Below are 19,643 nucleotides of genomic sequence, written 5' to 3'. Positions count from 1 at the left end.
GCACGCAAACGCGGCTCGAACGAGTCGCTCAACGATCCCGGTTACCCGATCGGCGATGCGTCGATCATTGGCAATTGGCCTTTTCCGCATTTCGACTCCTTTAACAGTCGGTTTTGGATTCTGCTGTTCGCGCCCTCTACGAGCCGTCGGCAGCGCCCGCCCCAACCACCCCATTACCCGCGCCACGCGAACGGCGCAGCGGGCGAGGATATGTCGAATCCGGGCGTTTTTCACGGTCGGACACCCCCGATTGATCGGCGTCGAGGTAGACGCCCAGGAAAAACGGCTTGTAGAGGGGCGTCGACTACGCGGCCTCTTCCGCAGTTCCAAGCGCCTGCGCCATGCCAATACGCACAAACTTGCTGAACAGTTGCTCGGCAGCAGGCTTTCCCCATGCCGCCCCCGTGAATCGGTAGCGCTCCCGCACCGCGTACCTACGGAAGGCGTCAAACGTGCCATCAACGTCACCGATCCGGCTCGCTTGGCAGAATGCGCGGAGGTAGCCGGGCACTTCGTCGCCGGTTGCCGAAGCATCCGTTTCGGCAGAACTCGTGGTTGAGACGACAGATGCAGCGGCGGCGGATGCCGCCGCCTCGCCCGCGACGGCGGGCGTATGTTTTTCCGATGGATCCGATGGTTTCAATGACTTCAATACTTGTAGCTCACCATGAGCTGCCCCTAGCTCACTGTGAGCTACCCCTAGCTCATGGTGAACCACCCTTAGCTCATCATGGGCTACCTTCCCTCGGCTATCGTCCGTCCACTGCTCGAACTTGGGGGGAATCATCACGTGGTACCTCTGCGCGCTTCCGTCCCGCGCCCCACTGCCACCAGCTCGCACCCATCCGTCACACTCTAGGCGCTCAATGGCGCGCTTGACGGTCGACACCGAACAACCAGATTCTTTCGCGAGCCGTTTGTGCGAAACGTAGTACGGCTCTTCGTCCTCGAAGTGGTAGTGCGCCTTCAGAGCGATGAACACCATCTTTTCGGCCATCGTCAGGTCGGAACTGAGGATCGCCTCCTGCATTAGCAAGTAGAGCGGCTTCGATTTACTCATGAGCCGCCCCCACAGGAATCGTCGGCGTAATCCGCATGAGGTCGCCTGATACTCGCTCGACTCGGAGCCACCCCTTGCGCTCAAGATCAGCCATCGTCCGCTGAAAAGCCTCGACGCTCATGCTGGCTTCTTTCGCAAGATCGCCGATAAAGAGCGGCTCGCGCGTCACGAGCGGCAGAGCACATTTGTCGTTCGCCATATCGCCCCCCTTAAATGCTCTCACGCCGCGATTCCACCCATCGCTCGATGTCTTCAGCTCGAAAAGCGATTCGACCAGGAGACAAACGAATACGGGGCACAAAATCACCGCGTGCAATCAACTCATAAATCGTCGCCCGCCCGATGCCCGTCAGTTTCACAACATCTGCGATACGCAACAAACCTCGATCAACGATCATGACCATCTCCAACGCAAAGGACCCGCGGTACACGGGCGGTAAACGAAAAAATGGCTGCTGCTCTGTCGAGCAACAGCCACATACAGATAAATATGGAATACCTCAGACGCATCGGACGAAAAAAAACCGGCCCTCCGAATTGGAGAGGCCGGCTTTCTGTCCGCGCACCTAAGTCACGGTAGCTAAATCATAGTGGAGTCGTTCCAGTCTGTCAATTTCGCACAAAACAAAGGGCGAGCATCTTTCGAATGCTCGCCCCTTGGAATCTTTGTCGCCTCACCGTCTACGCACTACTGCCACGGTAGCTAAACTATAGTGGACTTGACCGGATTGGTCAATAAATTCAAGCGACGCACAAAACGGACGGTAGCTGAATCTTACTGGAATCCCGTCACCACGTCAAACAACCAGGAGGGACTTTTCAAATACGAAAACTAAAATATCAAAAACAAATATTAATTCACAAATTTATAAATCCAATTCCATCGCTTACAACACGGAAACCCGATTGAGCCGCTCCACAATGTTGCCTGTGAGCATCCCATAATTCGACTGGATGATTGTCACGCTCGTACCAGTCAACTCGGCCACCGTGTAAACGTCGATACCTTGCGCGATTGCCTCGCTGATGTATGTATGCCGCATGCAGTACAAAACTGCATCAAACATTCCCGCCGCCTCCCTCGCCGCCCTAAATTCCCTTCCCCACGCTGGCGCCGTCCAACGCTGCGCATCCGCCGTTGTCAGCAACGGCGCACCGGAAATCTTGTCCTTGGCTTGCAACGCAAAGAATTCACGAGCCTTATCGGACAGCGGCACTTCGCGACGACCGGTCTTACCATTGAGAACGAGCACGCCCGCATTGCGATCGAAGTCAGATACGTTCGCACTCGCGAGTTCGCCTGGGCGCGCACCTATGAGCAGCAGTGCCGTTGCAAGGGTGCGCAAATCGTCCTGCATCGCACCGAGAAGCGCGGTTCGCTGCTCGGTCGTCAGCCATCCTTTCCGACGCGAGCCGACATCAGGAAATTGATTGACCTCCTTCCAACCCGCATCGCTCGAAACAAGTTTGAGCCGCGTCTTAGCGTAGTTCAGTGCAGCTTTCAACGACTTGAGATTGCGGTTCGCCGAATCCTTTGCTCGCTTATAGCTCTCTTCATCGTCTGGATCATCGTCGTCCAGTTGGGCGTTCCGCCATTGCTCAACGTCGAGAGGTCGCAATCTAGCAATATTGATTGCACCGATGGGCCTGTCGTACACCAACCGCCTAAACCGCCCATCGGCGTCATAGGCAGTGGCCTCACCTTTCTCCCTGCGCCGGTTCTCGACATACAGGCGGCATACGTCAGCAACAGATTTCTTGTCGTGATGGACGCCCGCCGTTAGCTCTTCCGCCCATCGTTCGACGGCTTTCCGCGCCTCGTCGTATTCGCAAATTCCATCGCCGAATGAGCTGAACTGGTATTTCCCATTCTCGGCCATGCGACGCCCGATCCAGGTACCGGCCCCTGATTCCAACTTTCGATACCCCACGTGAACGCCAGTACTGACGCGCTCCCAATAGGGCTCGCGACGAGGCGTCAGCTTCGCTCTCGCCGTCTTCGTTAGGATGCTCTCTCTTCTCACCGCTGACCCCGACCAATTTCCGTATACGGATTTTATACGAAATGACGAGGCCGGACGAGATCAGATCAACACACACTAATTTCTTTATTTTCAGCACCTTATAGGTACCTCACCAGACAACCTTGGACACCCTCAGACCGCATTTTCTGCCCTCGGTGGGCATGAATCGACCGAACATGGGATTCCTGAGAGATTGTCAAACTACTGTCACGAAAACGGGCGACATTGTACCGTTTTCGGTCGCGCCGCGACGCGCGCACATGCGCGCGCCGGGATTGGATACAACGTTTGGCGATTTAGGGCTTTACAACCGGCGTTACTCGCCGTAGAAGGTCTGCGCTCCGGCAAAATTGTCGAACTTCGTGTATTGACCCAGGAACGTGAGCCGAACGGGGCCGATCGGGCCGTTACGCTGCTTGCCGATGATGATTTCGGCCGTGCCCTTGTCGGGGCTGTCCGGGTTGTAGACTTCGTCGCGGTAAATGAACAGGATCACGTCCGCATCCTGTTCGATTGCGCCCGATTCACGCAAATCGGACATCACCGGACGCTTGTTCGGGCGCTGTTCGAGGCCGCGGTTCAACTGCGACAGCGCGATCACCGGCACGTCGAGCTCCTTCGCGAGACTCTTCAGCGAACGTGAAATTTCCGAGATTTCGGTCGCACGGTTCTCGCCCTGCGACGAACCCGACATCAGCTGCAGGTAGTCGACGATGATCAGGCCGAGCTTGCCGCATTGCCGCGAGAGACGCCGCGCGCGCGAGCGCAATTCCATAGGGTTCAGGCCGCCCGTCTCGTCGATGAAGATTTGCGCCTCGCTCATCTTCTGCACGGCATGGGTCAGCTTCGGCCAGTCCTCGTCCGTCAGGCGGCCCGTACGCATCCGGTGCTGGTCGAGCCGGCCGATCGAGCCGAGCATACGCATCACGAGCTGGGTGCCCGGCATTTCCATCGAGAACACCGCGACCGGCAGCCCGTACTCGACCGCGACATATTCGCCGATGTTCATCGAGAAGGCCGTGTTGTGGGTCACGACGTAATCGTCGGTCACGTACAGCCGCGACGGATGCGAGACCGAAATGCATTGCGTAGCCGTTCGGCGCGTCGGCTCGATGCCGGTGATAACCGGCATCTTGCGGCGCATCCGTCCGCCCGCGAGCCGCTCGCGCTTGCCCTCGAACAGGAACAGGCTCTGCGGATCCGGATGACTGATCGTGCAAACGTAGGCCGTCGCGCCGGTCTTGCGTTCGCCGTCGACCGTGAAGCTCGTCGCCTTTTCGGCAATCTGGCACCACGCACCGAGCGAACGCGCCAGTTCGCGCACGTCGTTCGCCAGCTGCGCACTGGCGGTCGAATAGCGCACCGTGCCCCACGATTCGACCCAGCCGTCAGTGTCGAGCAGCCCGCGCAGCAGATCGAGCCGCGCGTCCTTGTCCGAATCGAGGTAACTGCGCGGAATGAACTTGTCGTAGCTCGTCCTCCCCCACACACCGAGCTGCTCGAGGGCGGTCTTGAGCGGGTTGGCGGACGGCCGGGCCTGGCCGGCCGCGGATGGACGGCGCTTGATGCGCCAGTCGTACTGGCCCGCGTGTTCGAGCTCGAGCGACGCGTCGACGCGCGCACGCATCCGGTTCAGCGTTTCCTCGGCCTTCACGCTGAAACGCACGGCAGTACCGCCGATAGCGCCGTCGCCCAGCAGCGCGCCGAGCACCCACGGGTCGACCGGCAGCGCTTCCCGATGGCCGAACTCGCCGCTCGGCATGTCGATCCACAACCGGTTCCGGTAGCGTTCGCGCGCCAGCAACGTGCGAATCTCCCCGGTCGACAGCACGCGCGGCTTGCCCCACCCGCGGAAATGGACGCACCACAGGTGCTCGTCGCAGCATTCGGCCGAGCGGCCGTCCGAGAAGCGGACCCGATACACCTGGCGCTCGCCCTGCGGGTAGATGCCGGTCACGACCGACGGTGCGCCGTCAACCGAAGCGAGCGCATCGCCGACCGCCAGCTCGCCCATCGGCTTCCAGCCCGTCAGCGTCCTGACGCGTGCGTCGAGCGGCTGGGCCTTGCCCATCGACGGCCGCCCCGCGACGATGATCAGTTCGCCGCCGTGCATCCCGGACGTCATCCGGTCGAGGTCGACGAAGCCCGTCGGCGTGCCCGTGACGTCGCTCGGGTTCGCCGTGTGGTACAGCGTGTCGATGCGCTCGACGACCTGCGTGAGCAGCGGGCCGATCTCGAGGAAGCCCTGGTTGCCGCGCGCGCCCTCTTCGGCGATCGAGAACACCTTCGACTCGGCTTCGTCGAGCAACTGGCGGACTTCCTTGCCCTGCGGATTGAACGCGTCGGCCGAGATTTCATCGGCGACCGACACGAGCCGGCGCAGCACCGCACGGTCGCGCACGATTTCCGCATAACGACGGATGTTCGCCGCGCTCGGCGTGTTCTGCGCGAGTGCATTCAGGTACGCGAGCCCGCCGACGTCGTCGGCCTTGCCGGACGTGGTCATCGCTTCGTACACGGTCACGACGTCGGCCGGGCGCGTCGACGCGATCAGCCGGCCGATGTGCTCGTAGATGATCCGGTGGTCGTAGCGGTAGAAATCGCCCTGCGACAGGAAGTCGGCAATCCGGTCCCATGCCGCGTTGTCGAGCAACAGGCCGCCGAGCACCGACTGTTCGGCTTCGACCGAATGCGGCGGGACTTTCAGCGATTCGATTTGGGGATCTTGCGGCGCGTTCATGGGTTGGGATTATCGCGAATTACACCGGTCGGCGCCATACCGGCCGCCAGTGATGCGGCAATAAAAAAGGCAGGCCCCGGTTGCCCGGGCGCCTGCCCTTGTCCGGACAGCGGAGGCCGCCCGGGAAGCTTGCGTACGCTTACGCGTGGTCGCCAATCACGTTGATCGTGACGTCGACGACGACGTCCGTGTGCAGCGCGACCTGGACGTTGTGCTCGCCGATCATCTTCAGCGGGCCTTCCGGCATGCGAACTTGCAGCTTCTCGACTTCGAAACCTGCCTTCTTCAGCAGTTCCGCGACGTCGCCGTTCGTGACCGAGCCGAACAGACGGCCGTCAACGCCCGACTTCTGCGTGATTTCGAACGCCTGGCCGTTCAGCTTCTCGCCGACTGCCTGCGATGCCGCCAGCTTTTCAGCGGCGATCTTTTCGAGTTCAGCGCGGCGCACTTCGAATTCGGCGATCGCTTCCTTCGTTGCACGGCGAGCCTTGCGGTTCGGGATCAGGAAGTTGCGAGCGTAACCGTCCTTGACCTTGACGATGTCGCCGAGGTTGCCCAGATTGGCGACTTTTTCCAACAGAATGATTTGCATTCGAATTCTCCTTATTGCGTCGCCTGATTACGCCTTGTGCTGATCGGTGTACGGCATCAGCGCGAGGAAACGCGCACGCTTGATTGCCGTATCCAGCTGACGCTGATAGTGCGCCTTCGTACCCGTCAGGCGAGCCGGCGTGATCTTGCCGTTTTCGCCGATGAAGTCCTTCAGCGTTTCCGTGTCCTTGTAGTCGATCTGCTCGACGCCGGCGGCCGTGAAACGGCAGAACTTCTTGCGCTTGAAGAGCGGGTTTTGTTGCTGACGACGCTTGTCGAATTTTTTACCAGTCGGGCGGGCCATGATTTCAGTCCTTTCCAATGTCCTGCAATGCAGTGATGTGAAACACCAAGGTTCTCGCGTTGCGGCTTTTCTTTGCCAGGAAGCCCGTGAACAGCGTTTCGACGCCCATTTCACGGCTTTCCAGCCTGCCGCTCGCCTCACCGGCCGCCACCGCCTCGATCGTCATTTCGACCTGACGGGGAATGCCTGCTTCGACGACTTCCGTGCGGTGATGCAATGTGGCGCTTGCGATCGGAACACCTGCCGGCGTATATCGCACCGGTGCGCGTTCGACGACGCTCGCCGTCAATTGCAACCTGTTCACGTGAGTGACGCGCTCCTCGATGGCTTAATGAATGACGAACTTAAGCCTGCGCTTCGGTCGGCTGAGCTGCAGCCGCCTTCTTGGCTTCTTCGCGCTGAACTTCCTTCATCATCGGCGACGGGCCGGTTTCGGCCTTCTTCATCTTGACGATGAGGTGGCGCAGCACGGCGTCGTTGAACTTGAACGCGTGTTCGAGTTCGTCGAGCGTCGTCTGGTCGCACTCGATGTTCATGCAGACGTAGTGAGCCTTCGCGAGTTTCTCGATCATGTAGGCCAGCTGGCGACGGCCCCAGTCTTCGACACGGTGGATCTGACCGCCGTGCGACGTGATCGTGGACTTGTAACGCTCGATCATCGCGGGCACTTGCTCGCTCTGATCGGGGTGCACGATGAATACGATTTCGTAATGACGCATTACACACTCCTTGTGGATAAAAGCCACCCGGGCGTCTGAACCGGTGTGGCAAGTGAGAAGCCGAAGATTCTAACCCGGATACAGGGCGCATGCAAGGCCAATCGACGATTCGCGGCCGGATTCGGCCGTGTTTTCAAAGACTTGAAGGGCCGGGCCGGCGCGAGCGGCCGCCGTTCGGCCCTTGTTCGACCGGAGTCGGAACATATGCGCTCGCCGGGCCCGCGGCCCGGCGAGCCGTCACTCGCTGCGCGTGCCGGCGAGCCGCGCGTCGAGCGCCGTCCTGAACGCCGCCAGCGCCGACGGCTCGGCGTCGGTCACGGCCCACCACGTCATCCCGGCCGCGTCCCAGCGGTCGAGCGCATAACCCTGCGACACGGTCGCGTACGGAGCCGCCGGCCCTTCGCCGGCCGGCCGCACGTAGACGTCGATCACGTGCTGCCGGTAACGGTAGACGAGCACCGCGACACGGCGCCGCCCGACGTAATCGAGCCGGCCGCCGACCAGCGCGAAGCCGCTCGCCGCGAGATCCTCGACCGGCGGCGCATAGTCGAGCCGGCCGTTGAACCACGGCTTGACCGTGTGCCGGTCGGTCGAGATCACGTCGATGTCGCGCGCCGACAGGTCGGCCCGCACGTGGCTCGCGACGAGTTCGTCGACCGTGCGGTCGGTATCGGCGTGGCGCGCGGACAGCGCCATCCCGGCCGCCGCCGCAAGCGCCACCAGCAGCGCGACGCCCCAGCCGAGCCCGGGCAGCGCGGCGACGCGCGGCCCAAGGCCGGCCGGCGCCGGGCGTGCCGACTCGCCGCGACCGGTCAGCCACGCGAACCAGCGGCGACCGCGCGGCCGCGGCCGCGGCTGCGCCTGTGATCGAGGTTCGGGCCGCGGCTCCGCCCGCGACTGCTCGCGAGCGGGTGCGTCCGCCGCCGCCGGCAGGCTCGCAAGGATGCTCGCCCGCAGCGCATCCGGCGCGCGGTGATAATCGGCCTGCCGCACGGCCTGCACCAGCGTGACGATCCGCGCGCGTTCGCGGCGGCACAGGTCGCACCCTTCGACATGCTGCTGGACCCGCAACGCATCGGACGCCGACAGCTCGCGGTCGACGTCCGCGTCCAGCAACGCTCGCGCTTCGTTACAGTCCATCGATAGCCTCCGATGCATTTCCACCCGCCGACGCACGGCCCGGCTTGCCTCCGGACGCCGGCGCAGGCGCGCCGCCCAGCAACGCGGCGAGCCTGCGCCGGCCGCGCGCGAGTCGCGACATCACCGTGCCGACCGGCACGTCCGCGATCGCCGCGATCTCGCGGTAACTCAGGTCCTCCATCTCGCGCAGCACGAGCACCTCGCGGTATTCGGGCGGCAGCTTGGCAAGCGCTGCATTCACGAGCCGCACGTTCTCGCCGCGCAGCAGTTGCGCGAGCGGATCCTCGGTCGCGGGTTGCCAGTCGTCGGGAACGTCGGTGTCGTCGAGCGTGTCGGGCAGCGCGACCTCGTGCGCGTGCGTACGGCGGCGCCATTCCGTGTACCAGGTGTGGCGCACGATCGTCAGCAGCCATGGCCGCGCGTTGTCGCCGCGACACGAATCGACGAAGCGCAACGCGCGCATGCACGCGTCCTGGACCACGTCGTCCGCATCGCTGGCGCTGCCGCTCAGCCAGCGTGCGAGGTTGTAAGCGGCGTCGAGATGCGGCAGCACGAGCGTACGAAACCGCTCGCCGCGCGCTATCGCGTCGTCCGCCACCCGCTCATCGACCGCCTGTCCGGCTTGCCCCACATGGCCTCCCTGGTCCCGGCGGCCGAAACCGCGCCCGTTCCGCGCACAGTGCCCGGACAGACCGGCAACGTGCTCGCTTGATGACCTTACCGTCGTTGCGTCGAGTTTATTCCCGCGCAACGCACATGAAGCGTAAAAAAACACCGGACTGCCCGGTGGCCGGGCGCCCGACCCCGTTACGGCGTGGTGCTCCAGTAGCCGGGGCGCGCGTACGCGGCGCGCAGGTAGTCGATGAAATAGCGCACGCGTGCCGGCACGTAGCGCTGTTGCGGGTAGACCGCGAGGATGTCGTAGTCGGGCAGCGCATACTCGTCGAGCACGGTCTCGAGCTCGCCCGTTTCGAGCTGTGCGGCGATTTCCCACGTCGAGCGCCAGCCGAGCCCGAGGCCTTCGGCCACCCAGCGGTGCAGCAGCTCGCCGTCGTTGCAGTCGAGATTGCCCGCCACGCGCATCGTCGCGATCTTGCCGTGGCGCTGGAAATACCAGCCGCGGTTCTGCCCGCCCTGCAGGTTGAAGGCAAGGCAGTTGTGCTTCAGCAGGTCGTCGAGCGACTTCGGCCGGCCGTGCCGGCGGAAATAGTCGGGCGTGCCGCACACGACGCGCCGGTTCGACGCGAGCTTCACCGCGACGAAGTTCGGATCGACGGCGCCGCCGATCCGGATCGACAGGTCGTAGCCTTCGCGCACGAGATCGACGACGCGGTCGGTCAGGTTGAACGACAACTGCATCTCGGGCTTGTCGGCCAGAAAGCCGGGCGCGTGCGGCGCGACGTGCTTGCGCCCGAACGCGGCCGGCGCGGACACGATCAGGTGCCCGCTGACCGCGCGCCGCCCGGCGGCCAGCTCGTTCTCGGCCTGGTCCCATTCCGACAGCAGCCCGCGGCAGCGTTCGAGGAACGCGGCGCCCTCCTCGCTGACCACCAGCCGCCGCGTCGAGCGGTACATCAGCTTCACGCCGAGGCGCTGCTCGAGCGCGTCGATGCGCCGCCCGAGCACCACCGGCGACACGCCCTCCTCGAGCGCCGCCGCCGCGAGGCTGCCGGCGTCGGCGACCCGCACGAACGTCTCGATCTGCTTGAAGCGATCCATCTCCCGTCTCCGTCTCTGTTCCGACACCGGCGGGAAACCCCGTCCGGCCGTCATTCCATACTTTTAGTTTCGAAATAAGCGACTCCGGAGGATCTTATCAAACCTTTCCTGCGTCCCTAAAGTGTTCCCAACAGACCCATTCGCAAGATCCGCCACATTCAAGGAGACATTCATGGCCAAGATGAGAGCCGTCGACGCGGCAGTGCTCGTGCTCGAGAAGGAAGGCATCCAGACCGCGTTCGGCGTGCCGGGCGCAGCCATCAACCCGTTCTACTCCGCCATGCGCAAGTCGGGTGGCATCAGCCACGTGCTGGCCCGCCATGTCGAAGGCGCATCGCACATGGCCGAAGGCTTCACGCGTGCCGCGCCGGGCAACATCGGCGTGTGCATCGGCACGTCGGGCCCCGCCGGCACCGACATGATCACCGGTCTCTACTCGGCATCGGCCGATTCGATTCCGATCCTCGCGATCACGGGCCAGGCACCGCGTGCCCGCCTGTACAAGGAAGACTTCCAGGCCGTCGACATCGAGTCGATCGCGAAGCCGGTCACCAAGTGGGCCGTCACCGTGCGCGAGCCGGCGCTCGTGCCGCGCGTGTTCCAGCAGGCATTCCACCTGATGCGCTCGGGCCGTCCGGGCCCGGTGCTCGTCGACCTGCCGATCGACGTGCAGCTCGCCGAGATCGAGTTCGACATCGACACGTATGAACCGCTGCCGGTCTACAAGCCCGCGGCCAGCCGCGCGCAGATCGAGAAGGCGCTCGCGATGCTCAACGACGCGGACAGGCCGCTGATCGTGTCGGGCGGCGGCGTGCTCAACGCAGCGGCCGAAGACCTGCTCGTCCAGTTCGCCGAAACGATCGGCGTGCCGGTGATCCCGACGCTGATGTCGTGGGGCGCGATTCCGGACGACCACCCGCTGATGGCCGGCATGGTCGGCCTGCAGACGTCGCACCGCTACGGCAACGCGACGATGCTCGCGTCCGACTTCGTGCTCGGCATCGGCAACCGCTGGGCGAACCGCCACACGGGCAGCGTCGAGGTCTACACGAAGGGCCGCAAGTTCGTGCACGTCGACATCGAGCCGACGCAGATCGGCCGCGTGTTCGGCCCGGATCTCGGCATCGTGTCGGACGCCAAGGCCGCGCTGGAACTGTTCGTCGCCGTCGCACGGGAATGGAAGGCGGCCGGCAAGCTGAAGGACCGCAGCGCGTGGGTCTCGGAATGCCAGGAACGCAAGCGCACGCTGCAGCGCAAGACGCACTTCGACAACGTTCCGGTCAAGCCGCAGCGCGTGTACGAAGAAATGAACAAGGTGTTCGGCCGCGATACGTGCTACGTCAGCACGATCGGCCTGTCGCAGATCGCCGCCGCGCAGTTCCTGCACGTGTTCAAGGCACGCAACTGGATCAACTGCGGCCAGGCCGGCCCGCTCGGCTGGACGATCCCCGCCGCACTCGGCGTGCGTGCGGCCGATCCGAGCCGCCCGATCGTCGCGCTGTCCGGCGACTACGACTTCCAGTTCATGATCGAGGAACTGGCAGCCGGCGCGCAATTCAAGCTGCCGTACGTGCACGTCGTCGTGAACAACTCGTACCTCGGGTTGATCCGCCAGGCACAGCGTGCGTTCGACATGGACTACTGCGTGCAGCTCGCGTTCGACAACGTGAACGCACCGGAACTGAACGGCTATGGCGTCGACCACGTGGCCGTTGCCGAAGGTCTCGGCTGCAAGGCGCTGCGCGTGTTCAAGCCGGAAGAGATCGAGCCGGCGCTGCGGCAGGCGCAATCGCTCGCGGAAGAATTCAGCGTGCCGGTGGTCGTCGAAGTGATCCTCGAGCGCGTGACGAACATCTCGATGGGCACCGAGATCGACGCGATCAACGAATTCGAGGATCTCGCCGAAAAGGCCGAGCACGCACCGACCGCCATCTCGATGCTCGACTGATCCGCAGGACATTTTTGACTGACCGACCGAAGAGGCTTAGCTCATGCCGAAGTTTGCTGCAAACCTGACCATGCTGTTCAACGAAGTGCCGTTCCTCGACCGCTTCAAGGCGGCCGCGGACGCGGGCTTCGACGCCGTCGAGTTCCTGTTCCCGTATCCGTACGCGAAAGAGGAGCTCGCCGAGCGGCTCGAGACGCACCGTCTGCGCCTCGTGCTGCACAACCTGCCCGCCGGCAACTGGGACCAGGGCGAGCGCGGCATCGCGTGCCTGCCCGATCGCGTCGGCGAGTTCCAGGAAGGTGTGGGCCGTGCGATCGAGTACGCGAAGGCCCTGACGGTGCCGCAACTGAACTGCCTCGTCGGCATCCCGTCGGCCAGCACGGCGCGCGACAAGACGTTCGTCACGATCGTCGACAACCTGCGCTTTGCCGCCGACGCGCTGAAGCGCGAAGGCATCCGCCTGCTCGTCGAGCCGTGCAACAGTTTCGACATCCCGGGCTTCGCGCTGAACCGCTCGTCCGAAGGGCTCGACGTGATCCGCGCGGTCGGCTCGGACAACCTGTTCCTGCAGTACGACATCTATCACATGCAACGCATGGAAGGCGAACTGGCCGCGACGATCGAACGCAACCTCGCCTCGATCGGCCACGTCCAGCTCGCGGACAACCCGGGCCGTAACGAGCCGGGCACGGGCGAGATCAACTACGCGTTCCTGTTCGCACTGCTCGACCGGCTCGGCTATCAGGGTTACGTCGGCTGCGAATACAAGCCCCGCACCACCACGACGGAAGGCCTCGGCTGGCTGCAAAGCGTTGCCGGCTGCGCACCGGGCTCGGCGCGCCGCGCCGCCTGAGATCCGCCCTTCCCGCGCCTTTCCCGCTTTCGCCCCTATAGGAGACTTTCACATGGCAACCATCGGTTTCATCGGCCTCGGCATCATGGGCGCGCACATGGCGCGCAACCTGCTCAAGGGCGACCACCAGCTCGTCGTGAACGGTGCGTTCCCGATCCCGGACGACCTGCGCGCCAGCGCGAAGGTGGTCGCGAACTCGACCGAAGTCGCGCAGAACGCGGACGTCATCGTCGTGATGGTGCCGGACACGCCCGACGTGCGTAACGTGCTGTTCGCCGACGACGGCGTCGCGAAGGGCCTGACGGCCGGCAAGCTCGTGATCGACATGAGCTCGATCTCGCCGCTCGACACGCAGGCCTTCGCGAAGCAGATCAACGCGCTCGGCTGCGACTACCTCGACGCGCCGGTGTCCGGCGGCGAAGTCGGCGCGCGCGAAGCGACGCTGACGATCATGGTCGGCGGCCCGGAGCAGGCCTTCGAGCGCGCGAAGCCGCTGTTCGAGAAGATGGGCAAGAACATCACGCTCGTCGGCGACAACGGCGCGGGCCAGACCTGCAAGGTCGCGAACCAGATCATCGTCGCGCTGAACATCGAAGCCGTCGGCGAAGCCCTGCTGTTCGCCGCACGCTCGGGCGCCGATCCGGAGCGCGTTCGCCAGGCGCTGATGGGCGGCTTCGCCGCCTCGCGCATCCTCGAAGTGCACGGCGCGCGGATGACGAAGCGCACGTTCGATCCGGGCTTCCGCATCGAGCTGCACCAGAAGGACCTGAACCTCGCGCTCGACGGCGCACGCAAGCTCGGCCTCGCGCTGCCGCACACCGCAAGCGCGCAGCAACTGTTCAGCGTGTGCGCATCGCACGGCGGCAAGGCATGGGATCACTCGGCACTCGTGCGCGCGCTCGAGATCATGTCGAACTTCGAGATCGGCCAGACGCCGGCCGCGTAACGCGGACGCAAAAACGCGCGGTTCCGCTGCAACGGCGGACGCGCGCGACAGACACGCGCGATCCGGCTGCGGCCGGTCGCATCGATGCGCGACGCACTCGCGCATCACGGTGGGGCGCCCCGCTCCGCATCGCCAACCGCGTGCGGGACGGGGCGAAAAACGCCGCTCTGGGCTGAGAGCGGCGTGGTGGGGTCCGCAGCGGCACCCGGCGGCGCCGGGGAAGCCTTGGTCGGTCAGACGTCGTCGTCGGGTGTCCGCCTGTCGGATTTCGCGTATTACATTTCTTTACGTTCAAGCGTGCGATTTTTCATGCAATCGTCGCGATGAACGCCTACACTTTCGCCACGCCTTTCGAGAAAACCGCCGCGCTTGCGTTCACTCCGGTGAATGCGCCCAGCGCGGTGTTTTTTTCGCCACTTCACGGCGCGTATTCTTTTCAACCACCTAAGGAGTGCAACGATGGGTCTTCTTTCGTTTATCAAAGAGGCGGGTGAAAAACTGCTGGGTCATGCCGACGCGCAAGCGGCGGAAGATCCGAATGCCGCTAACCAGACCGCGGCCGATGCAATCAAGAACTACATCAGCACGCAAGGTCTCGACACGTCGAACCTGACCGTCGCGTTCGACGGCGCCTCGCGCACCGTCACGCTGTCGGGCAGCGTCGCCGATCTCGACACGAAGGCCAAGGTCAAGGTTGCGGCCGGCAACGTGCAAGGCGTCGCAGGCGTCAACGACGACGATCTGCAGCCGGACGATCCGGAAGTGCAGTACCACGACGTGAAGCCGGGCGACACGCTGTCGGCGATCGCCAAGGAAGTGTATGGCGACGCGAACAAGTACCCGGCGATCTTCGAGGCGAACAAGCCGATGCTGTCGAGCCCGGACCGGATCTACCCAGGCCAGAAGCTCGTGATTCCGCCGCAGTCCTGAGCATACGCGCAGGATTGAAAACGAAAAAGGCAGGCCATCGGGCCTGCCTTTTTCTTTGGCGACGCTGCGCCGCCGGAGCGGCGGGCGGACATCGGTCAGAACGTATCGAACAGGCGCTGCAGTTCGTCGCGCGCGCTGATGCCGTTCGCCAGCGCGAGCATCAGCAGCACGCGCGCCTTGAACGGATTCAGCGAGCCCGCGCTGACGAAACCGAGCGCATCGTCGTTCGCGGCGCCGTTGCGCATCACGTGCCCCGAGCCGACGCGCGACGCGCGGATCACGGCAACACCCGCCTGCATCGCATCGGCAAGCGCCGCCTGCAGCGTCGCATGGATCGACCCGTTGCCCGTGCCCGCGACGACGAGGCCGCGCACGCCGGCCGCGACGAGCGCGTCGACGGCCGTGCGCGTCACGCCCGCATAGCTCGCGACGACTTCGACCGGCGGCCAGGTTGCTGCAATCGCCAGTTGCGTGTCGCGCGAACGCGTGACGCGGCGCGCGAATTCGACGCGGCCGTCCTGCACCCAGCCGAGCGCGCCGAGTTCCGGCGACTGGAATGCGTCGACCGCATAGGTGCTCGTCTTCACGACGTCGCGCGCGCCGTGGATCCGGTTGTTGAACGCGACCAGCACGCCCTGCCCGCGCGCGGCCGGATGCGCGGCCACCGTCACCGCGTTCAGCAGGTTCAGCGGGCCGTCGGACGACAGTGCGGTCGCCGGCCGCATCGCGGCCGTCAGCACGACCGGCTTGTCGCCTTTCACGACCAGATGCAGTGCATACGCGGTTTCCTCGAGCGTGTCGGTGCCGTGCGTGATCACGATGCCGTCGATCGCCGGATCGGCCATCAGCGCGTCGATCCGCGCGGCAAGCGTGTTCCACAGCGGCAGCGCGAGATCCTTGCTGTCGATGCTGGCGATCTGCTCGGCGTCGATACGCGCGACCGACGCGAGCGCCGGCACCGCGTCGACCAGAAAATTGACGCCGAGCGCGCCGGCCTGGTAACCGGCCGTGCTGGCCGCGTCGGGCGCGGCGCCGGCGATCGTGCCGCCGGTGGCGAGCACGGCGATGCGCGGCAGGGCCGTCGCGGACGGAGGAGATGCGGGATTCGGAGTATTCATGGCCGCGATTGTAATGGCTCGCGGCCGCGAGCCGGCAGGTTCCGGCGGCACGGCGCCGCGCGTCATGGTTTGTCCCGATCGCCCGGTCGCACGCGTCGTCAACGGCCGTGACGTCCGCAACGTTATAGGAAGTGCCGTTTTGGTGTTTTCACATTGATTTGCCATAATCGCAGCGCGCGGTGCGATGCGGCCCTATCCGCATCGCGACGTGCTTCGTGACGGCGTCGATAACACGCAATTCACCCCATGGGAGTGTCGAAATGAAAATCCAATCGCTCGTAGCCGCAGTGCTTCTCGGCGGCATGCTGGCTTCCCCCGCGTTCGCCGCGAACAGCCAGCAGGACAAGATGAAGGCCTGCAATACCCAGGCAGCCGGCAAGACGGGCGACGAACGCAAGGCGTTCATGAAGGACTGCCTGTCTGCCAAGCCCGCGAAGGCGATGACGCAGCAGGAAAAGATGAAGGCGTGCAACACGCAGGCCACCGGCAAGAAGGGCGACGACCGCAAGGCGTTCATGAAGAGCTGCCTGAGCAGCCAGCCGGCCGCCTGAGCTCCGGCGCTCCCGCCTCGGATGCCGCGCACCGCTTCGGCGGGCGCGGCATTTTTGTTTTCGTTGCATGCGCATCGATGCGTACGCGCCTGAAGCGCCTGCCGCGCGCGTCGCGCACCTCGACCTGAAACGCGCGTTCCGCCGCCGCCGTTCGCCTGCCCGCCTCCGCCCGCCCCGCTTTCCCGGCCCGCCGTACCGGCGCCGCCAGATGGTGCGGCAATTCGCCGCGTTTTCTTCTATGATGGCTGCAACGCGGCCCACCCAAGTACAAGAAGCGCCATCGGGCCGCCCTCGAGACAGACGCGCACGCGCGTCAAACGGAGGCATGGATGGCATGGAGACAACACCGCTGGTTCCGCCGCTGGCTGATCGTGATCGTGTTCTGGGCCGTGCCCGTCGCGATCGTCGCCGTGCGCGAGATCCGCGAGGAAATGGCCTACAACAAGGCAGACCTGCAGCTCGCGCTGACCACCTGGCAACTCACCGACGCGCAGCAGGCCGCCGGCGCCGCCGCGAAGTGCCACGGGGATCCTGACGAGGCGCGCGCGGCCGGCTGCCCGGCCGACGTGCTCGCCGCCAACGCGCCGCGCCAGCAGGCGGCCCGCGACGAATATATGGTGCGCCGCAATACGCTCGCGGGCTATCTGTGGCATGCGTTCGTCGGCTACTGGGTCGTACCGGCCGCGTTCCTGTTCGCCTGCGGCGTCGTGATCGCGCTGATCCGCCGCGCGCTGCGCCGCCCGCCGATCAAGCCGCCCGTCCCGCCGGTCACGCACTGACGCACTGACACGCCGGCAAGCGCCGTCGCCGCCCGATTGACCATTGCACTCCCCGCATGCCGCGTCGGCGTGCGGGCGCCGGTCCGTCCGTTGGTGCGCCGCGACACCCAACGCGATTTGACGCTCTTTCATGCGCGATCGAAAAGGGGTTGTAATCCGCTGTGATATAACTGCCGACGTGATCCGCTCCTTGAGCGAGACTCACTCCGAACGTCATCCGATGGAGAAGAACGATGCAAAAACGGAATCTTGTGCTGAAAGCCGCCGCTGCGCTCATCGTCGGTAGCCTCGCGCTTACCGGTTGCACCACCACCCCGGACAAGCCGGACAACGCGGCGACCAACGCGTCGAAGCGCCAGGCGATCGACGCGAGTGTCGATGGGACGCTGTCGCGCCTGTATTCCACGGTCAAGGGTTCGCGTGAACTCGTCGCGAAGTCGCGCGGCGTGCTGGTGTTCCCGGACGTGCTCCAGGCCGGCTTCATCGTCGGCGGCCAGAGCGGCAACGGCGCGCTGCGCGTCGGTGGCGCGACGGTCGGCTACTACAACACGTCGTCGCTGTCGGTCGGCCTGCAGGCCGGTGCACAGTCGAAGGCGATCGTGTTCCTGTTCATGACGCAGGAAGCGCTCGACGAATTCCGCGGCTCGGACGGCTGGGCCGCCGGCGCCGGCGCATCGGTCGCGCTCGTGAAAATGGGCGCGAACGGCGCGGTCGACACGACCACGGCCACCGCGCCGGTCCAGGTCGTCGTGCTGACAAACGCGGGCCTGATGGGCGACGTGTCGATCAACGGCACGAAGGTCACGAAGCTCAAGATCTGACGCTCACGCACCGCCCGTGCGCAACGCGCGCGGGCCATGCGCAAACGGCGATGTCCTTGCGGGCATCGCCGTTTTTTTATTCGCTCGCGCGCCGCGTCAGGTCGTCGAATCGATCACCTTGAAGCGCGAGCGCTTCTGCGCGCGGATCACCGACTGGTAGACGTCGACGTACTGCTGTGCCATCCGGCGCGACGTGAAGCGCTCCTCGAAGCGCCGCCGCACGCGCGCGCGCGGCAGCAGGTGCAGCCGGTTCACGGCGGCCACCGCGCTGATTTCGTCCTCGACGATGAAACCCGACACGCCCTCGTCCACCACTTCGGGCACCGCGCCGCGATTGAACGCGATCACCGGCGTGCCGCACGACATCGCCTCGATCATCACGAGGCCGAACGGCTCCGGCCAGTCGATCGGGAACAGCAGCGCATGCGCGCCCGACAGGAATTCGGCCTTCTCGTGATCGGCGATCTCGCCGATGTATTCGACGTGCGGCAACGCGAAGAGCGGCTTGATCTCGCGGTCGAAGTATTCCTGGTCGGCCGCATCGATCTTCGCGGCGATCCGGATCGGCAGCCCGCACTGGCGGGCGATGCCGATCGCGGTGTCGACGCGCTTCTCCGGCGAGATGCGGCCGAGGAACGCGAGATAGCGCGGCTCGACGGGCTGCGGCATGTACAGCGTATCGGGCAGCCCGTGGTAGACGGTCGTCAGCCATTTCGCCTGCGGCAGCGGCTGGCGCTGGGAGTTCGAAATCGAGATCACCGGCGCCGTGTTGAACGTGTCGAACACCGGCTGCTGCTCGGGCAGGTCGAGCCGGCCGTGCAGCGTCGTCACGTAAGGCGTTTCCTGCCGGTTGAAGACCGAGAACGAGTAGTAGTCCATGTGGAAATGGAGCACGTCGAAGTCCTGCGCGCGGCGCGCAACCGTCTCCATCAGCAGCATGTGCGGGGCGACTCGGTCGCGGATCGACGAATCGAGGCGCAGCGCGCGCGGCCAGACGGGTTCGAGCTTCGCCCGTGTCGTCGAATCGCCGCTGGCGAACAGCGTCACATCATGGCCGAGATCGACGAGCGCCTCGGTGATATAGGACACGACGCGCTCCGTGCCACCGTACAGCTTCGGCGGCACCGATTCGGTCAGCGGGGCGATCTGGGCGATTCTCATGGTCCACGTCTCCTGTGTCCTGTCCGTTGCCGCACGGCCGGCGGGCGTTTGCGCTTTCGCGCCCGTCCCGCTCCCGTGCAGCGCCGACCGGCCTGGCGCCAGCCGGATATCTCATTATTATTCGCGATCCCGACGCGCGGAACCGCCCGTCTTTCATTTTATGGGCGTTGTTACAGACCGGATACATTCCGCCCGTCGGGCCCGATCGCACCGCATCGGGTACAGCCGGGCCGGTTCGG

The 19,643-nt window shown here is 64.7% G+C and carries 21 protein-coding genes; 7 read left to right on the top strand and 14 right to left on the bottom strand.

Translation table 11 applies throughout. From position 1 onward, the window contains the following. Window positions 1–304: 304 nt before the first annotated feature. From JYG32_RS03655 to JYG32_RS03600, 12 genes are all read right to left on the bottom strand, one after another. Window positions 305–1,060 carry a helix-turn-helix domain-containing protein gene (locus tag JYG32_RS03655; protein WP_213264677.1) on the bottom strand — a complete coding sequence of 252 codons (756 nt, stop codon included), beginning with the start codon at window positions 1,058–1,060 and terminating at the stop codon, window positions 305–307. Continuing rightward, window positions 1,053–1,259: a MarR family transcriptional regulator gene (locus JYG32_RS03650; RefSeq protein WP_213264676.1), complete on the bottom strand. Its 207-nt coding sequence runs from the start codon at window positions 1,257–1,259 to the stop codon at window positions 1,053–1,055. Before JYG32_RS03650 ends, JYG32_RS03655 begins: the two co-directional genes overlap by 8 nt. A gap of 10 nt (window positions 1,260–1,269) precedes the next feature. Then, window positions 1,270–1,458 carry a helix-turn-helix transcriptional regulator gene (locus tag JYG32_RS03645; protein ID WP_244137034.1) on the bottom strand — a complete coding sequence of 63 codons (189 nt, stop codon included), beginning with the start codon at window positions 1,456–1,458 and terminating at the stop codon, window positions 1,270–1,272. Between the two features lie 489 nt (window positions 1,459–1,947). Continuing rightward, entirely contained in the window at window positions 1,948–2,940 is a 993-nt protein-coding gene (locus tag JYG32_RS03640; protein WP_249744575.1) for a tyrosine-type recombinase/integrase, read from the bottom strand. A gap of 460 nt (window positions 2,941–3,400) precedes the next feature. Beyond that, window positions 3,401–5,824, bottom strand: coding sequence for a replicative DNA helicase (dnaB, locus tag JYG32_RS03635; RefSeq protein WP_213264675.1), 2,424 nt, complete (start codon window positions 5,822–5,824; stop codon window positions 3,401–3,403). Window positions 5,825–5,963: 139 nt separating this feature from the next. Continuing rightward, the gene (gene rplI / locus JYG32_RS03630; protein WP_174382169.1) at window positions 5,964–6,416 is read right to left on the bottom strand and encodes a 50S ribosomal protein L9; all 453 of its coding nucleotides are present in this window, start codon (window positions 6,414–6,416) and stop codon (window positions 5,964–5,966) included. A gap of 27 nt (window positions 6,417–6,443) precedes the next feature. After that, window positions 6,444–6,719, bottom strand: coding sequence for a 30S ribosomal protein S18 (gene rpsR, locus JYG32_RS03625; protein WP_174382170.1), 276 nt, complete (start codon window positions 6,717–6,719; stop codon window positions 6,444–6,446). A gap of 4 nt (window positions 6,720–6,723) precedes the next feature. Then, entirely contained in the window at window positions 6,724–7,023 is a 300-nt protein-coding gene (gene priB / locus JYG32_RS03620) for a primosomal replication protein N (RefSeq protein ID WP_011657069.1), read from the bottom strand. Between the two features lie 40 nt (window positions 7,024–7,063). Next, window positions 7,064–7,438, bottom strand: coding sequence for a 30S ribosomal protein S6 (rpsF, locus tag JYG32_RS03615; protein ID WP_004193673.1), 375 nt, complete (start codon window positions 7,436–7,438; stop codon window positions 7,064–7,066). 237 nt (window positions 7,439–7,675) lie between these two features. Continuing rightward, the gene (locus JYG32_RS03610; protein WP_213264674.1) at window positions 7,676–8,578 is read right to left on the bottom strand and encodes an anti-sigma factor family protein; all 903 of its coding nucleotides are present in this window, start codon (window positions 8,576–8,578) and stop codon (window positions 7,676–7,678) included. Further along, a complete protein-coding gene (locus JYG32_RS03605; RefSeq protein WP_213264673.1) occupies window positions 8,568–9,209 on the bottom strand; it encodes an RNA polymerase sigma factor in 642 nt (213 codons plus the stop codon). Before JYG32_RS03605 ends, JYG32_RS03610 begins: the two co-directional genes overlap by 11 nt. Before the next feature lie 176 nt (window positions 9,210–9,385). Further along, window positions 9,386–10,297, bottom strand: coding sequence for a LysR family transcriptional regulator (locus tag JYG32_RS03600; RefSeq protein WP_174380848.1), 912 nt, complete (start codon window positions 10,295–10,297; stop codon window positions 9,386–9,388). 172 nt (window positions 10,298–10,469) lie between these two features. Between JYG32_RS03600 and gcl the strand changes: the two genes are divergently transcribed. The 4 genes from gcl (at window position 10,470) to lysM (ending at window position 14,974) form a co-directional block, all read left to right on the top strand. After that, complete coding sequence (gene gcl, locus JYG32_RS03595) at window positions 10,470–12,245, top strand: glyoxylate carboligase (RefSeq protein ID WP_213264672.1); 1,776 nt, start codon at window positions 10,470–10,472, stop codon at window positions 12,243–12,245. A gap of 43 nt (window positions 12,246–12,288) precedes the next feature. After that, window positions 12,289–13,098, top strand: coding sequence for a hydroxypyruvate isomerase (hyi, locus tag JYG32_RS03590; RefSeq protein ID WP_213264671.1), 810 nt, complete (start codon window positions 12,289–12,291; stop codon window positions 13,096–13,098). A 52-nt stretch (window positions 13,099–13,150) separates the two neighbouring features. Continuing rightward, window positions 13,151–14,044, top strand: a complete 894-nt coding sequence (locus JYG32_RS03585) for a 2-hydroxy-3-oxopropionate reductase (protein ID WP_174380851.1) — start codon at window positions 13,151–13,153, stop codon at window positions 14,042–14,044. A 459-nt stretch (window positions 14,045–14,503) separates the two neighbouring features. Next, window positions 14,504–14,974 (top strand): peptidoglycan-binding protein LysM, encoded by a 471-nt coding sequence (lysM, locus tag JYG32_RS03580; protein WP_034181228.1) that lies wholly within the window; start codon window positions 14,504–14,506, stop codon window positions 14,972–14,974. 95 nt (window positions 14,975–15,069) lie between these two features. Here lysM and JYG32_RS03575 read toward each other — a convergent pair whose 3' ends face one another. Beyond that, entirely contained in the window at window positions 15,070–16,092 is a 1,023-nt protein-coding gene (locus JYG32_RS03575) for an asparaginase (protein ID WP_213264670.1), read from the bottom strand. A gap of 260 nt (window positions 16,093–16,352) precedes the next feature. Between JYG32_RS03575 and JYG32_RS03570 the strand changes: the two genes are divergently transcribed. The 3 genes from JYG32_RS03570 to JYG32_RS03560 all read left to right on the top strand — a co-directional run bounded on the left by JYG32_RS03570 (window position 16,353) and on the right by JYG32_RS03560 (window position 18,243). Beyond that, window positions 16,353–16,643: a PsiF family protein gene (locus JYG32_RS03570; RefSeq protein ID WP_034181226.1), complete on the top strand. Its 291-nt coding sequence runs from the start codon at window positions 16,353–16,355 to the stop codon at window positions 16,641–16,643. A 329-nt stretch (window positions 16,644–16,972) separates the two neighbouring features. Beyond that, the gene (locus JYG32_RS03565) at window positions 16,973–17,422 is read left to right on the top strand and encodes a hypothetical protein (protein ID WP_213264669.1); all 450 of its coding nucleotides are present in this window, start codon (window positions 16,973–16,975) and stop codon (window positions 17,420–17,422) included. A 233-nt stretch (window positions 17,423–17,655) separates the two neighbouring features. After that, complete coding sequence (locus tag JYG32_RS03560) at window positions 17,656–18,243, top strand: BPSL1445 family SYLF domain-containing lipoprotein (RefSeq protein WP_047900893.1); 588 nt, start codon at window positions 17,656–17,658, stop codon at window positions 18,241–18,243. A gap of 96 nt (window positions 18,244–18,339) precedes the next feature. Here JYG32_RS03560 and JYG32_RS03555 read toward each other — a convergent pair whose 3' ends face one another. Then, window positions 18,340–19,404, bottom strand: a complete 1,065-nt coding sequence (locus JYG32_RS03555; RefSeq protein ID WP_213264668.1) for a glycosyltransferase family 4 protein — start codon at window positions 19,402–19,404, stop codon at window positions 18,340–18,342. Window positions 19,405–19,643: the final 239 nt, after the last annotated feature.

The organism is Burkholderia pyrrocinia (assembly GCF_018417535.1).
Taxonomy (GTDB): Bacteria; Pseudomonadota; Gammaproteobacteria; order Burkholderiales; family Burkholderiaceae; genus Burkholderia; species Burkholderia pyrrocinia_E.
This window is presented reverse-complemented; position numbering and strand designations above follow the sequence as displayed.

Bases quoted from the DNA above. Each gene is read 5' to 3' on its own strand.
- JYG32_RS03655 (WP_213264677.1), bottom strand. From the start codon at position 1,060: ATGAGTAAATCGAAGCCGCTCTACTTGCTAATGCAGGAGGCGATCCTC.
- JYG32_RS03650 (WP_213264676.1), bottom strand. From the start codon at position 1,259: ATGGCGAACGACAAATGTGCTCTGCCGCTCGTGACGCGCGAGCCGCTC.
- JYG32_RS03645 (WP_244137034.1), bottom strand. From the start codon at position 1,458: ATGATCGTTGATCGAGGTTTGTTGCGTATCGCAGATGTTGTGAAACTG.
- JYG32_RS03640 (WP_249744575.1), bottom strand. From the start codon at position 2,940: ATGGCCGAGAATGGGAAATACCAGTTCAGCTCATTCGGCGATGGAATT.
- dnaB (WP_213264675.1), bottom strand. From the start codon at position 5,824: ATGAACGCGCCGCAAGATCCCCAAATCGAATCGCTGAAAGTCCCGCCG.
- rplI (WP_174382169.1), bottom strand. From the start codon at position 6,416: ATGCAAATCATTCTGTTGGAAAAAGTCGCCAATCTGGGCAACCTCGGC.
- rpsR (WP_174382170.1), bottom strand. From the start codon at position 6,719: ATGGCCCGCCCGACTGGTAAAAAATTCGACAAGCGTCGTCAGCAACAA.
- rpsF (WP_004193673.1), bottom strand. From the start codon at position 7,438: ATGCGTCATTACGAAATCGTATTCATCGTGCACCCCGATCAGAGCGAG.
- JYG32_RS03610 (WP_213264674.1), bottom strand. From the start codon at position 8,578: ATGGACTGTAACGAAGCGCGAGCGTTGCTGGACGCGGACGTCGACCGC.
- JYG32_RS03600 (WP_174380848.1), bottom strand. From the start codon at position 10,297: ATGGATCGCTTCAAGCAGATCGAGACGTTCGTGCGGGTCGCCGACGCC.
- gcl (WP_213264672.1), top strand. From the start codon at position 10,470: ATGGCCAAGATGAGAGCCGTCGACGCGGCAGTGCTCGTGCTCGAGAAG.
- hyi (WP_213264671.1), top strand. From the start codon at position 12,289: ATGCCGAAGTTTGCTGCAAACCTGACCATGCTGTTCAACGAAGTGCCG.
- JYG32_RS03585 (WP_174380851.1), top strand. From the start codon at position 13,151: ATGGCAACCATCGGTTTCATCGGCCTCGGCATCATGGGCGCGCACATG.
- lysM (WP_034181228.1), top strand. From the start codon at position 14,504: ATGGGTCTTCTTTCGTTTATCAAAGAGGCGGGTGAAAAACTGCTGGGT.
- JYG32_RS03575 (WP_213264670.1), bottom strand. From the start codon at position 16,092: ATGAATACTCCGAATCCCGCATCTCCTCCGTCCGCGACGGCCCTGCCG.
- JYG32_RS03570 (WP_034181226.1), top strand. From the start codon at position 16,353: ATGAAAATCCAATCGCTCGTAGCCGCAGTGCTTCTCGGCGGCATGCTG.
- JYG32_RS03565 (WP_213264669.1), top strand. From the start codon at position 16,973: ATGGCATGGAGACAACACCGCTGGTTCCGCCGCTGGCTGATCGTGATC.
- JYG32_RS03560 (WP_047900893.1), top strand. From the start codon at position 17,656: ATGCAAAAACGGAATCTTGTGCTGAAAGCCGCCGCTGCGCTCATCGTC.
- JYG32_RS03555 (WP_213264668.1), bottom strand. From the start codon at position 19,404: ATGAGAATCGCCCAGATCGCCCCGCTGACCGAATCGGTGCCGCCGAAG.